Origin of the sequence: Nocardioides abyssi (assembly GCF_030412915.1) — a bacterium.
Lineage (GTDB): Bacteria > Actinomycetota > Actinomycetes > Propionibacteriales > Nocardioidaceae > Nocardioides > Nocardioides abyssi.
Genome location: NZ_JAUHJR010000009.1, coordinates 111419 through 124540, shown reverse-complemented (window position 1 = coordinate 124540; position 13122 = coordinate 111419). Strand labels below are relative to the sequence as shown.

Below are 13122 nucleotides of genomic sequence, written 5' to 3'. Positions count from 1 at the left end.
CGCTGACCTCGCAGCCCGCGCGCCGGCGCGGCAGCGTCTGTGCGGGGTGCCGGCGGGGGCGTCGTGAGCGGTGGCCGGGTCGACCGGTCGTGGGACTGCCCGATCCTGCACGTCGACATGGACGCCTTCTTCGCCTCCGTCGCCCTGCGGGACCGGCCCGACCTCCAGCACGTGCCGGCGGCGGTCGGCGGCGGTCACCGCGGCGTGGTGCTGTCGGCCAACTACGCCGCGCGGGCCCACGGCGTGCGCGGCGGGATGTCCGGGGTGCGCGCCCGGCGGCTGTGCCCGCAGCTGGTGTGCGTGCCCGGCGACCACGCGACGTTCTCGGCGGTCTCGACGGCGCTCCGCGAGATCTTCCGGGGCTTCACCCCACAGGTGGAGATGGCGTCGCTCGACGAGGCGTTCCTCGACGTCCGCGGCGCGACCCGGCTGCTCGGCTCGCCGCTCGCGATCGCCGAGCAGATCCGGGCGACCGTGCTGGCCGAGCAGGGCATCACCTGCTCGGCGGGGGTCGCGCCGACGGTCTCGGTGGCCAAGATCGCCAGCCGTCGCGCCAAGCCCGACGGCGTGCTCGTCGTCCCGCCCGAGGACGTCGTCGACTTCCTGCACGCCCTCGACGTGGGCGAGCTGTACGGCGTCGGCGACGCGACGGCCACCAAGCTGCGGCGGGCCGGGCTGCGCACCGTCCGGCAGCTGGCGCACGCACCCGTCGGGGAGCTGCGGGCCGCGGTGGGCTCGGGCGCTGCACACCAGCTGCAGGTCCTCGCCTGGGGGCGTGACCGCAGCCGGCTGCACGAACGCCGCGGACCGCAGGAGCCCGACCGCTCAATGGGCTCGCAGCGCACCTTCGCCCGCGACCTGACCGACCGGGAGGAGGTGCTGCGCGAGATCCTGGGCCTCGCCACCAAGGTGACCCGGCGCCTGCGCGCAGGGTCCGTCGCGGGGAGGACGGTCGCGCTGACCGTCCGCTACACCGACTTCACGACGCTGACCCGGTCGCAGACCCTGCCGGAGCCGACCGACGTCACCCAGGAGGTGTACGCCGCGGCCGTCGCGCTCCACGACGCGCTGGTGGCCGCCGCGCCCGGCGGTCGCCGGGGCCGGCGCGCCGCGCTCCGCCTCGTCGGCGTGCGGGTCGAGGGCCTCGTGCCACGCACCCGGGTGCACCGGCAGCGCGTGCTGGGGGAGCGTGAGCACGGCTGGTCCGACGCGGACCGGGCGGTCGACCGCGCCGCGGGCCGGTTCGGCTCCGGCGTGGTCGGGCCCGCGTCGCTGCTCCGGCTGCCCCCGACTACTGCCCCGACGACTGCCTCGAGGACTGCGCCGACGGCGGCCCCGACGGCCGCGCCGCGGGGCCGGGGGACCACGCCGGAGGGCGCCGTGGGACGAGCCGGTGACGAATTTCTCTGACGCGGCTACCGCGTTTCAGAACGCCTGCCTAGACTTGCGGCACGACCCACGTGGGGCGTGTACCGGCCGTACGACCAGTGGAGGAACGGTGCCACTCTCCGAAGAGGAGCTGCGACTGCTCGAGCAGATGGAGCGCGCGCTCTCCGAGGAGGATCCGAAGTTCGCCTCCACGTTGCGCGGGACGTCGCTGCGACGCACGGCTCGACGCCGCGCCATCGCCGCCGGCGCCTGCTTCGTCGCCGGTGTCGCCCTGCTGATGACCGGCGCGGTCACCCAGCTCCCGGTCGTGGGCATCGTCGGCTTCCTCGTCATGCTCGGCTCGGGCACCGTCGCGCTGACGTCGATGCGCGGCCAGGCCGCCGCCGCGGCAGCGCCCGCCGACCCGCGCCAGGCGGCCCACCCGTCCCGCGGGTTCACCGTCATCGACGGCGGCCGCAAGAGCCGCACCCGTCGCCCCCGCCGCACCTCCGGCTCCTTCATGGAGCGGATGGAAGAGCGGTGGCGCCGACGCCGCGAGCAGAACGGCGGCTTCTGAGCGTCCCGGTCGGCCGAGGAGGTTCCGCCCGGGACCGCCTCGGCACCCGCTGACCAGCGAGCCCCGCCCGCTGGTCGCACTCAGCCCGCTCCCGCTGGTCGAGCAGCGAGCCCCGGCGAGCGTCGACGAGACCCCGTGAGTGTCGACGAGACCCCGTGAGCCGGGAGCGGCCGCACCACCCGCGGCCGCACCACCCGCGCCGGGCCGCAGCGGGCCTGCCCGCGGCCCTCAGCCGCGGACGTGGTCGACGACCCCGCCGTAGCGGGTCTGGCCCGGCTCGGTGGGGGAGTCGGCCGGGCGGGGCGCGCGCAGCAGCACCGACCGCGGCCACCAGGCGGCGAGCCGGCGGGCGCGGGGCGGTGCGCCGGCGTACAGGGCGTCGGTGACGGTCTCCACCTCCGCGCGCAGGGTGGCGGTGGCCTCCTCGGCGCGGGGTGAGTAGCGCAGCACCTCCAGGGCGGCGACGACCCGGCCGAGGGCGTGCCCGGCGTCGGGGTCGAGGTGGGCGCCGCGGCGCGGCACCCGGGCGCGGTCGTCCGTGGGCGCGCCGAACTGCTCGGCGAGCCAGTCCGCGGTCTGGCGCGGCGAGCGGGACGGCGGCCAGGAGAGCCGGAGGTCGAGCGCGGTGTCGCGCAGCTCCGCCCAGGCCGGTTCGGGGCCGGCGGAGAGACGGCGGCCGCGGCGTCGGGTGCGGATCGTGCGGGGCAGGACGGCCAGGCCCACGAGCAGGCCGGCGAGGAGGAGCCCACCGACCGTGGGCAGCAGCCAGGCCAGGGCGTCGGAGTCGCCGTCGTCGGCGGCGGCCGGTTCCTCCTCGACCGGCGCGGCCGGCAGGTCGGGCCGGTCGGGGCGCTGCGGGGCGGCGGCGTCGGTGCGGTCCGGGGTCTCGGGGTCGGGGGCGGCGACGTCCTGGCGAGTCCACGGCGGGGCGGTGGCGGCGCGGGCGGCGGGGGTCGGCTCGAAGCGGACCCAGCCGCTGCCGGCGAAGAACAGCTCGGGCCAGGCGTGGAGGTCGTGGGCGCTGTACTCCCAGGTGTCCTGCCCGATCCGCTCGGGGCGCAGGAAGCCGACCGCGACGCGGGCGGGGATGCCGAGCATCCGGGCCATGACGGCCATCGACGCGGCGTACTGCTCGCAGTAGCCGCGCCGGCCCTCGGGCCGCAGGAAGGAGACGAGGTCGTCGGTGGCGTTGCCCTCGGCGACGTCGGTGGAGTACTCGAACCCGCCGGTCTCGCGGAACCACCGCTGCAGCGCGACGGCCTTCTCGTAGCGGGTGGGCGCCTCCCGGGTGACCTGGATGGCCAGGTCGCGCACCTCGTCGGGGATGTCGGGCAGCTCGGTGAACGTCGTCGGGACGACGCCCGCGCTGGACCGCGCCTGGGCCATCGCGGCCGCGTCGTAGTCCAGCTGGATGCCGGTCAGCTCGTAGTCCAGCCCGGCCGTGTCGAGCTCCTTGTCGGCGGCGAGGAAGTCGCGGGTCTGCAGGTCGTAGCGCCAGTCGCCCTCGGCGCGGACGGCCGTGCTGGTCGCCCAGGCGGGCAGCCAGGAGGACCGGAAGGACTCGTAGACGTTGACCCGGTAGTCGTAGGTCCGGCCGCGCAGGCCGGGGTCGACGCCGAGGAACGGCGGCAGGCCGCCGGTCGGGAGGTTGGTGGTCGGCACCTCGCGGTCGCCGGCGCTCCACGTCTGGCCGTTGAACCAGGTGAGCGCGGTGGTGCGCAGGTACGACGGGTCGGGGTCGTCGGTGGTGAAGCGCAGCACCGGGTCGTCGTCGCCGCGGACGAGGTCGCGCTTCAGGTCGGCGAGCGGGTTGGTGAGCTCGATGTCGTCCCCGCCGCCGGGGCCGCGGCCGAGGTCCACCAGGCGCACGTCGAAGGTCGGGATCGCCAGCGGGACGGCGACGGCGAGCGCCAGGGCGACGCCGCCGATGCCGGCCGCGGTGGTGCGCAGCCGGCCGGTGCGCACGCCGAAGCCGCCGCTCGGGGACTGCTCGACCGAGCGCCCCCAGCGGGTGACGCGGTCGCCCTCGTGCAGGTAGAGCACCAGCAGGAAGCCCGCGGCGGTGAACAGGAAGACCCACCACGACAGCCCGCCGCCCAGCACGCCGACGGGCACGCTGTAGATGCTCAGCAGCGGCACTCCGGCCCACGACACCCGGCGCAGGGTGGCGACCAGCGCGTCGACGAGCACGAAGCAGCCGAGACCGCCCAGGACGAGCAGCGGGTGGACGCCGGGGGCGGAGGCCGGCACGGGCGGGGCGTACTGGTTGGCGCTGTCGACGGCCGCCCGCACCACCGCTTCCATCTCGACCAGGCCGGGGCCGAGGGGGAGCGGGTAGCCGGTCAGGAGCAGGCTGGCGGCGACGGTGCCGGCGAGCACCTGGGCGAGGACCACGACCGCGGCCGGGACCCGCGCCCAGCGGGCCAGGGCCCCGCACCCGACGACGACGGCGCCGACGACGGCCAGCGGGACGAGGTAGCGCTCGGGCTCGGCGGTGAACGGACGCCAGGCCATCATGGCCACCCACGTCGTGGCGGCCGCGGTGGCGGAGACCGCGAGCGTCGTGGTCCGGCTGGCGCGGCGGGGTGTCATCGGGCCACCTCCGTGGCGCGGACGCCGCGGCCGGCGGCGGAGGAGAGGTCCTGCCAGACCGCGTCGAGCCGGTCGCGCGGGCCGAGCGGCACGGCCCGCCAGCCCTGCTGGACCAGCACGGGGACCGCGCCGCCCGGGGCGGCGGTGCCGTCGGTGTCCACCCAGGCGTCGACGTCGAGGGAGAGCGCCAGGCCGGAGCCCGCGTGGTGGCGCATCCGCCGCAGCACGGGCACGTCGAGCGCCTCGACCCCGCCGAGCACGGCGACGGTGAGCCCGCCGTGGCCCTGCTCGCCGAGCCAGGACCCGTCGAGCCGGGGCGTGCGGACCGGCTGCAGCACGGCCAGCGCCTCGAGCAGCGGGCCGGTGCCGACGTCGGCGTCGCGCTGGTGCCAGGCGCTGCCGGGCTCCTCGCCCGAGGCGGTCACCAGGCGCACGGCGAAGCCGCGGTGGCTCAGGTGGACCGCGATCGAGGCGGCTGCGGAGACCGCGGCCTCCAGCGACGACGCGACGCCCTGGCCGCGGTGCGCGCCCTCGCGGTTGTCGAGGAACAGTGTGGCGCGCGACTGCCAGGGCTGCTCCTCGCGGCGCACCATCAGCTCGCCGGTGCGCGCCGAGCTGCGCCAGTGGACCCGGCGCAGGTCGTCGCCGCGGCGGTACTCCCGCACGGTGACGTCCTCGGCCGACCCGGTCGCGAACGCGCGCGGCCGGTTGTCCCCGGCGCCGGTCCACCCGCCGCCGAGCGGGATCGTCGGCAGCGGGACGGTCCGCGGGGTGACAGTGAGCGACGCGGTGGTGCGGAAGGAGCGCCCGAGCTCGACGAGGCCGAAGGGGTCGGCGACGCGCACCGACATCGGGCCGATCTCGAAGCGCCCGCGCACGTCGGAGCGCACCTGGTACGCCGCGTGGCGCCGCCACCCGTGGCCGATGCCCTCCAGCACGAACCGGGGCCGCGAGCCGAGGACGTAGGGGACGTGGTCCTCCAGGAGCAGCACGCCGCTGGGGGTGCGTCCCTCGTTGGTCAGGGTCAGGTCGACCCGCGCGGGCTGGCCGGCGGCGACGAGCTGCGGGGCGACAGTGCGCACCAGCGCCAGCTTGTAGCGGCTGCGCGCGAGGACCAGCGCGGTCACGGTCGGGAGGGCCAGCACCAGCACGCCCACCCGGGTGAGCGCCGGCTGGCCGAGCACGATCGCGCACACGACCGCGGTGACGCCGGCCGCCACGAACGCCCGTCCGCGGACGGTCAGGCCGGCGAGCGCCTCACGCACCGCACGGCCTCCCGCCAGCGGGGCTCATGAGCGGGGGCCGTCGGGCACCGGCACCGAGGCCAGCACGCCGTCGAGGACCGTCGCGGTGGAGCGGCCGCTCATCGACGCCTCGACGCTGGGCAGCAGGCGGTGGGCGAGCACCGGCCGGGCGAGGGCGACCACGTCGTCGGGCAGCACGTAGTCGCGGCCGGCCATGGCGGCGTACGCCTTGGCCGCGCGGACCAGGTGGAGCGTCGCGCGCGGCGAGGCGCCGAGGGTGAGGTCCTCGGTGCGGCGGGTCGCGCTCGTCAGCGCGACGACGTAGCGCTGCACCGCCTCCGAGACGTGGACCTGGGCGACGATGCTGGTCAGCTTGCGGATCTCCGCGGCGTCGGTGACCGGCTCGAGGTCCTCCAGCGGGCTCGCGCCGGCGTGGGAGCCGATCATCGCGATCTCGGCCGCCTCGACGGGGTAGCCGACCGACACCCGGGCCATGAACCGGTCGCGCTGGGCCTCGGGGAGGGCGTAGGTGCCCTCCATCTCGATCGGGTTCTGCGTCGCGATCACCATGAACGGCGTGTCGAGCTGGTAGGTCGTGCCGTCGACCGTGACCTGCCGCTCCTCCATGCACTCCAGCAGCGCGGACTGGGTCTTGGGGGACGCCCGGTTGATCTCGTCGCCGACCACGATGTTGGCGAAGATGCCTCCGGGGCGGAACTCGAACTCGCGCGTCGTCTGGTTGAACACCGAGACGCCGGTGACGTCCGAGGGCAGCAGGTCGGGCGTGAACTGGATGCGCCGCACGGTGGAGTCGATGCTGCGGGCCAGCGCCTTGCTGAGCATCGTCTTGCCGACGCCGGGGACGTCCTCGATGAGCAGGTGACCCTCGGCCATCAGCACGACGAGCGAGGCCGAGACGACGTCGGGCTTGCCCTCGATGACCCGCTCGATGTTGGACCGGATCCGCGCGACCACGCGCGCGAGCGTCTCGAGGTCAGCACCCCCCGCTGTCGGAGCAACCACGTCGACCCTTCCGTCCCTCTGACACGTGCGTCCACCGTATTCGGTGACGGCAACCTGCGTCGCCCTCCGACCGACCACGTGCGCCGAGAGGTACGCCGCGGGCCGGCGCGACCCCGAGAGCCGCTCCTCGAGGCACCTGCTCCCCACCTTCCACCCCACTCCGCCCCACCGCGCCCCCCACCCACGCTCCACCCGGGCCCCACCCGGGCCACCACGGGTCGGCCCGGTGGCCCGGACAGCGGCCCTGGCCTGCGCAAACACCGCAGGCGTCCACGAGGACGGGCGGCGCCCGGCGGGGGAGGGGATCGGCCGGCCGTCGGCGGAAATCGGCGTGCGGACACGCCCGATGTGGTTGACGGTGGGGAGAAGTGGGTTAAAGTGGTGCGAAGTGGTGGAACGTGGCTGATGGAGGTGCCCGATGTTCTTCATGGGCACCTACACCCCCCGACTCGACGAGAAGGGGCGGCTGTTCCTCCCGGCGAAGTTCAGGGACCGACTCGCAGAGGGGCTCGTCGTGACGCAGGGTCAGGAGAACTGCCTGGTCGTGTGGCCCAGCGACGTCTTCATGCAGGAGGCACAGCGGGCCCGGGCGACGCCGATGACCAACAAGTCCGCCCGTGAGTACGCCCGCGTGCTCTTCGCCGGCGCGGACGAGGGGTCGCTGGACAAGCAGGGCCGCATCTCGATCCCGGCGAACCTCCGCGACTACGCGTCGCTGGAGAAGGACGTGGTCGTGATCGGCGTGATGGACCGGATCGAGATCTGGGACCCGGCCCGCTGGGAGGCGTTCTCCAGCGAGGCGCAGCGCAAGTTCGCCGAGCTCGACGAGGCCGGCGAGGACTGACACCGCACCACACCGCACCACACCGCACCACACCGCACCACCCGCTCCACACCAGGAGCACCCCGACCAGGACCGACGAGAACTAGACAGCGGAACCGCAGGGCCAGGTCTCTGGCCCGCTCTCCCCGCCAGCTGGCGCACCTTCCCCGGTGCCAGGTGGCGGCTCTTCCCCATCGGGGGAGCGGGCAGGAGACCTGGCCCTGCGGCACCGCAGCAGCACGCACCACCCAGCAGCACCCACTCCGCACCACCCAGCACCACGACATCAGGGGTCGAGACCGATGAGCACCACGCACGTGACGTCCGCGAGGACGACCGACGGTGCCGTCCCGCGCGTGCGGCACCAGGCCCGCGACGCCGCCGTCCTGATGGCCTTCTCCGCGGCCAGCTCGGTCGTGCTGGCGGTCACCTTCCTCCTGCTCGCCCGGCTCGGGAGCTGAGCCGCCGATGAGCCAGCCCCGTCACGTCCCGGTGCTGCTCGACCGGGTCGTCGCGCTGCTCCGGCCCGCCCTCGAGCGCGAGGGCTCCGTCCTCGTCGACTGCACGCTCGGCCTCGGCGGCCACAGCGAGGCCGTCCTCGAGCGGATCGACGGCGCGCGGGTGGTCGGCATCGACCGCGACCCCGAGGCGCTGCGCCGCGCTGGCGAGCGGCTGGCGGCGTACGGCGACCGCTTCACCGCCGTCCACGCCGTCTACGACGAGCTGCCCGACGTCCTCGACGACCTCGGCCTGGCCTCGGTCGACGGCGTGCTCTTCGACCTCGGCGTCTCCTCGATGCAGCTCGACGTCCGCGAGCGCGGGTTCGCCTACGCCGAGGACGCCCCGCTCGACATGCGCATGGACGGCACCACCGGCCCGACCGCGGCCGACGTGCTCAACACCTACTCCGCCGGCGAGCTGACCCGGGTGCTGCGTGACTACGGCGAGGAGAAGTTCGCCAAGAAGATCGCGCACGCCGTCGTCCGCCGCCGCGAGACCCAGCCGTTCACGACCTCCGGACCCCTGGTCGAGCTGTTGTACGCCGAGATCCCGGCGCCGGCGCGCCGCACCGGCGGGCACCCGGCCAAGCGCACCTTCCAGGCGCTGCGCATGGAGGTCAACGACGAGCTGGCCGTGCTGCGCCGCGCGATCCCCGCGGCGATCGACGCCATCGGCGTCGGCGGCCGCGTGGTCGTGGAGTCCTACCACTCCCTCGAGGACCGGCTGGTCAAGCAGGCCTTCACCGCCGCCACCCGCAGCACCGTCCCCGTCGACCTGCCGTTCGTCCCCGAGGGGAGCGAGCCGGCCCTCCGGCTGGTCACCCGCGGCGCGGAGCAGGCCGACGAGCGGGAGGTCGCCGAGAACCCCCGGGCGGCCTCGGTCCGCCTCCGCGCCGTCGAACGTCTTCGTGCCAACCAGGGAGCAGGCTCATGAGCACCACCTCCAGCGCCGCTGCGCAGATCCGCTCCCGCGTCCCGCGCCTGGCCGGGGCCGCCGTCGAGCGGGCCCGGCTGACCGTCGTCCCCGCCCGCCGGGTGCGGGCCGCCCGGGTGCCGTTCGTGACGCTCGTGACGGTGGTGCTCCTCGGCGGGGTGGTCGGGCTGCTGCTGTTCAACACCCAGATGCAGCAGGCGTCGTTCGCCGCCACCGCCCTGGAGAAGCAGGCCGACGCGCTCGCCGCCCGCGAGCAGACCCTGACCATGGAGATCGAGCGCCTCCGCGACCCGCAGACGATCGCCAAGCGGGCCACCCGCCTCGGCATGGTCGTGCCCGCGGCCCCCGCGTTCCTCGACCTCGACACCGGGCGGATCGAGGGCGACCCCACGCCCGCCGGGCCCGAGGGCAGGCTCCCGATCAGCCCCGGCCAGCCCGCGCTGCCCGCGGTGCTGGACCCCGCGCCGAACGTCGTCACCGTCGAGGCGCCGCCCGAGGGCGTGCTGCCCGAGGACCGCGGCCGCGGCAACGGCGGACGAAACTCCGGCGACACGACGCGTGGTGACGGCCGCAATGGCGACCGCGGCGGTAGAAACGCCTCACAGGAGTCCCAGCAGTCACAGGGGTCCCAGCAGAACCAGCAGAACCAGCAGCAGACCCGGCAGGGCCGCGCCCGCGGCTGACCCGGGCCCCCCGCACCACCCCCGTCCACCACAGCACGCAGCACCCCGGGAGACCACGTGCGCCGTACCCGCCCCGTCCGCGGCCGACGCGGCGCCCTCCGCGGCTCGCCTCAGCTGCGGCTGCGGGTCGGGTTCGTCCTCATCGCGATGGTGCTCTCGGTCTTCGGTGGCCGGCTCGTGCAGCTGCAGGGCCTCGACCCGGGGTCGTACGCCGCGATGGCGGCCGCCGAGGGCACCCAGGACGTGGTGCTCCCGGCCCGGCGCGGCGACATCCTCGACCGCAACGGCGAGCCGCTGGCCAACTCCGTCGACGGCCTCATGGTCGTGGCCGACCCGAAGCTGACCGCCGAGCAGGCGCCGGAGATCGCGACGTTCCTCGCGCGCCGGCTCGACGTGGACTACCCCTCGACGCTGGAGCGGCTGCGCGAGGCGGGCAGCCGCTTCGAGTACATCGCGCGCCAGGTGCCCTCGACGCTGGCCAACGACGTGGTCTCCGAGGCGCGCGAGCGCGGCTACGACGGGATCCTGACCCGGCGCGACCCGGTGCGGGAGTACCCCGCCGGCGACGTGGCGGCCAACATCGTCGGCGCGCTCGGCACGCCCGACCCGGAGAAGGGCGACCAGCCCCTGCTCGGCCTCGAGCTGGCCTTCCACCACTGGCTGGCCGGCAAGGACGGCTCGGCGCGCTACGAGGTCGGCGGCGGCAACAAGCTGCCGCTGGGCGACAACCTCAAGGTCGCCCCGGTCGACGGCAAGGACCTGCGCACGACGATCGACCGCGAGATGCAGTGGTACGCCCAGCGCGTGCTCCGCCAGACCGTGCAGACCTCGCGGGCCGAGTCGGGCTTCGCGGTCGTCATGGACTCCCGCACCGGCGACATCCTCGCCCTGGCCGACCACCCGACGTTCGACGCCAACTCCCCGGAGCTGGCCGACAAGGGCAGCCGCGTCTCGCGCGCCCTCGGCGACGTCTACGAGCCCGGGTCGGTGGAGAAGGTGCTCACGGCCGCCGCGCTCATCGACGCCGGCAAGGTGACCGCCCGCACCCGGATCACCGTGCCGCCCCAGCTGCAGCGCCAGGACAGCCCGATCGGCGACTGGTTCGACCACGGCGAGATCAAGCTGACCCTCGCCGGCGTCATCGCCAAGTCCTCCAACATCGGCACCGTGCTCGCGGCCGACAACTTCGAGCCCGGCCAGCTGCGCGACTACCTCGTCGACTTCGGGCTCGGGGCACGCACCGGCCTCGGCGTGCCCGGCGAGTCCGGCGGCATCCTGCCCAGCGGCAGCCTGTGGACCGACCAGACCGAGGACCGCATCGCCTTCGGCCAGGCGCTCTCGGTCAACGCCGTGCAGATGGCCGCGGCGGTCAACACGATCGCCAACGGCGGCGTGCGGGTGGACCCCAACATCATCCAGGGAACCGCCGAGCTCCCCGACGGCACCGAGGTCGGCACCGACACCGCGACCCGCCGCCGCGTGGTCAGCGAGGACGCCGCCCGCCAGACGATGAAGATGATGGAGCGCGTCATCGACCCCGACGCCGGCGTCGCGCCGGCCGCCGCCGTGCCCGGCTACCGCGTCGCCGGCAAGACCGGCACCGCGCAGCGCGCCGTCGCGGGCGGCTACAACGGCTTCACGGTGTCCTTCGCGGGCTTCGCCCCGGCCGACGACCCGCGGTTCACCGTCTACGTCGTGGTGCAGGACCCGGCCAACGGCGGGGGCGGCGGCTCGGTCGCCGGCCCGGCGTTCAGCAAGCTCATGGGCTACGCCCTCGGCCGCTACGGGGTCCCCCCGACGGGCACGCGGCCCTCCCGCCTGCCGGTCGAGTGGTGAGCCGCGGCGATACCCTCGCCGGGTCATGAACGCCCCCACCAGCCGCCCCCGCCACCCCCGCCGCACGACCCTCGCCGACCTCGCGTCGGCCGTGGGCGGCCTGAGCACCCGGGGCGGGGAGGGCGCCGACGACACCGCGGTCACCGGCGTCTCGCTGAGCTCCCAGCGGGTCCGGCCCGGTGACCTGTACGCCGCCCTGCCGGGCGCCCGCGTGCACGGCATCGACTACGTGGCGGGTGCCGTCGAGGCGGGTGCGGTCGCCGTGCTGACCGACCCGGCCGGCGCCGACCGGGCGCCCGCCGACGTACCCCTCCTGGTGGCGGACGACCCCCGGCGCCTGCTGGGGCGCCTGGCCGCCCAGGTGAACGGCGACCCGGCGACGCGGATGCGGATGGTCGGCGTGACCGGCACCCAGGGCAAGACGACGACGACGCGGCTGGCCGAGAGCGGCCTGACCGCCGCCGGCGTGCCCGCCGCGGTGATCGGCACGGTCGGCACCCGGGTCCGCGGCACCGACGTGGCGACGACGCTCACCACCCCCGAGGCGCCCGACCTGCACGGCCTCTTCGCCGCGATGGTCGAGCAGGAGGTCGACACCTGCCTGATGGAGGTCTCCAGCCACGCGCTGGTGATGGGCCGGGTCGACGGGATCGTCTTCGACGTCGCGGTCTTCCTCAACCTCGGCCGTGACCACCTCGACTTCCACGCCGACGTCGAGGACTACTACCGCGCCAAGGCGTCGCTGTTCACCCCCGAGCGGGCCCGGCGCGCGCTGGTCAACGTCGACGACGAGCACGGCCGCCGGTTGGTCGCCGAGACGACGCTGCCGGTCCGCACGTTCTCCGCCACCGGCGCCGAGGCCGACTGGCGCGCGGTCGACGTCGAGCTGCACCCGCACGGCTCGCGGTTCCGCGTCGTCGGTCCGGACGGCGTCGACGTGCCCGCGGCCTGCCCGATCCCCGGCGGCTTCAACGTGGCCAACACCCTCGCGGCCGTCGCCGCCTGCGCCGAGGCGGGGCTGGACCCGGCCACGGTCGCCGACGGCATCGCCACCGGCGCGGGCGTCCCCGGCCGGCTCGAGCGCGTGGAGGCCGGCCAGGACTTCGTGGTGGTCGTCGACTACGCCCACAAGCCCGACGCCGTCGAGGCGGCCGTGGCCGCCCTGCGCCCGGTGACCGAGGGCCGGCTCGTCGTCGTGCTCGGTGCGGGCGGTGACCGCGACCCCGGCAAGCGGCCGACTATGGGCGAGATCGCCTCCCGGCTCGCCGACGTGCTGGTCGTGACCGACGACAACCCCCGCACCGAGGACCCCGCCGCGATCCGCGCCGCCGTGCTGGCCGGCGCGACCGGGGGAGCCGAGGTCGTCGAGGTCGGCGACCGCCGCGCCGCGATCCGCGAGGCGCTCGCCCGCGCGCGGGCCGGCGACGTGGTGCTGGTGGCCGGCAAGGGGCACGAGACCGGCCAGGAGGTGGCCGGCGTGGTCCACCCGTTCGACGACCGCGAGGTCGTGCGCGAGGAGCTGGAGGCGGTGCGGTCGTGATC

At 75.5% G+C, this 13122-nt stretch carries 11 protein-coding genes; 8 read left to right on the top strand and 3 right to left on the bottom strand.

Annotation, left to right across the window (positions count from 1 at the left end):
- The first annotated feature begins 63 nt into the window (after nucleotides 1-63).
- Nucleotides 64-1410 (top strand): DNA polymerase IV, encoded by a 1347-nt coding sequence (gene dinB / locus QWY29_RS17635; protein WP_300962432.1) that lies wholly within the window; start codon nucleotides 64-66, stop codon nucleotides 1408-1410.
- 88 nt (nucleotides 1411-1498) lie between these two features.
- Nucleotides 1499-1945 (top strand): SCO2097 family morphological protein, encoded by a 447-nt coding sequence (locus tag QWY29_RS17630; RefSeq protein WP_300962431.1) that lies wholly within the window; start codon nucleotides 1499-1501, stop codon nucleotides 1943-1945.
- Between the two features lie 228 nt (nucleotides 1946-2173).
- Here QWY29_RS17630 and QWY29_RS17625 read toward each other — a convergent pair whose 3' ends face one another.
- Genes QWY29_RS17625 through QWY29_RS17615 form a run of 3 tightly spaced genes read right to left on the bottom strand, consistent with a single transcriptional unit; the run spans nucleotide 2174 to nucleotide 6756 of the window.
- Nucleotides 2174-4537, bottom strand: a complete 2364-nt coding sequence (locus QWY29_RS17625; RefSeq protein ID WP_300962430.1) for a transglutaminase TgpA family protein — start codon at nucleotides 4535-4537, stop codon at nucleotides 2174-2176.
- A complete protein-coding gene (locus QWY29_RS17620; RefSeq protein ID WP_300962429.1) occupies nucleotides 4534-5802 on the bottom strand; it encodes a DUF58 domain-containing protein in 1269 nt (422 codons plus the stop codon). Before QWY29_RS17620 ends, QWY29_RS17625 begins: the two co-directional genes overlap by 4 nt.
- 24 nt (nucleotides 5803-5826) lie before the next feature.
- Complete coding sequence (locus QWY29_RS17615; protein WP_300962428.1) at nucleotides 5827-6756, bottom strand: AAA family ATPase; 930 nt, start codon at nucleotides 6754-6756, stop codon at nucleotides 5827-5829.
- 466 nt (nucleotides 6757-7222) lie between these two features.
- On the opposite strand from QWY29_RS17615, the gene mraZ reads away from it, so the two are divergent.
- From mraZ to QWY29_RS17585, 6 genes are all read left to right on the top strand, one after another.
- Nucleotides 7223-7648 carry a division/cell wall cluster transcriptional repressor MraZ gene (gene mraZ, locus QWY29_RS17610; protein WP_336621849.1) on the top strand — a complete coding sequence of 142 codons (426 nt, stop codon included), beginning with the start codon at nucleotides 7223-7225 and terminating at the stop codon, nucleotides 7646-7648.
- Nucleotides 7649-7929: 281 nt separating this feature from the next.
- Nucleotides 7930-8088, top strand: coding sequence for a hypothetical protein (locus QWY29_RS17605; RefSeq protein WP_300962427.1), 159 nt, complete (start codon nucleotides 7930-7932; stop codon nucleotides 8086-8088).
- 7 nt (nucleotides 8089-8095) lie between these two features.
- A complete protein-coding gene (gene rsmH, locus QWY29_RS17600; RefSeq protein WP_300962426.1) occupies nucleotides 8096-9061 on the top strand; it encodes a 16S rRNA (cytosine(1402)-N(4))-methyltransferase RsmH in 966 nt (321 codons plus the stop codon).
- A complete protein-coding gene (gene ftsL / locus QWY29_RS17595) occupies nucleotides 9058-9744 on the top strand; it encodes a cell division protein FtsL (protein WP_300962425.1) in 687 nt (228 codons plus the stop codon). Before rsmH ends, ftsL begins: the two co-directional genes overlap by 4 nt.
- 57 nt (nucleotides 9745-9801) lie before the next feature.
- Entirely contained in the window at nucleotides 9802-11580 is a 1779-nt protein-coding gene (locus QWY29_RS17590) for a peptidoglycan D,D-transpeptidase FtsI family protein (RefSeq protein WP_300962423.1), read from the top strand.
- A 25-nt stretch (nucleotides 11581-11605) separates the two neighbouring features.
- Nucleotides 11606-13120: a UDP-N-acetylmuramoyl-L-alanyl-D-glutamate--2,6-diaminopimelate ligase gene (locus QWY29_RS17585; RefSeq protein WP_300962422.1), complete on the top strand. Its 1515-nt coding sequence runs from the start codon at nucleotides 11606-11608 to the stop codon at nucleotides 13118-13120.
- The last annotated feature ends 2 nt before the right edge of the window (nucleotides 13121-13122 follow it).

Coding starts and splice junctions, on each gene's coding strand:
- ftsL (WP_300962425.1), top strand. CDS start 9,058: ATGAGCACCACCTCCAGCGCCGCTGCGCAGATCCGCTCCCGCGTCCCG.
- QWY29_RS17625 (WP_300962430.1), bottom strand. CDS start 4,537: ATGACACCCCGCCGCGCCAGCCGGACCACGACGCTCGCGGTCTCCGCC.
- rsmH (WP_300962426.1), top strand. CDS start 8,096: ATGAGCCAGCCCCGTCACGTCCCGGTGCTGCTCGACCGGGTCGTCGCG.
- QWY29_RS17585 (WP_300962422.1), top strand. CDS start 11,606: ATGAACGCCCCCACCAGCCGCCCCCGCCACCCCCGCCGCACGACCCTC.
- QWY29_RS17605 (WP_300962427.1), top strand. CDS start 7,930: ATGAGCACCACGCACGTGACGTCCGCGAGGACGACCGACGGTGCCGTC.
- mraZ (WP_336621849.1), top strand. CDS start 7,223: ATGTTCTTCATGGGCACCTACACCCCCCGACTCGACGAGAAGGGGCGG.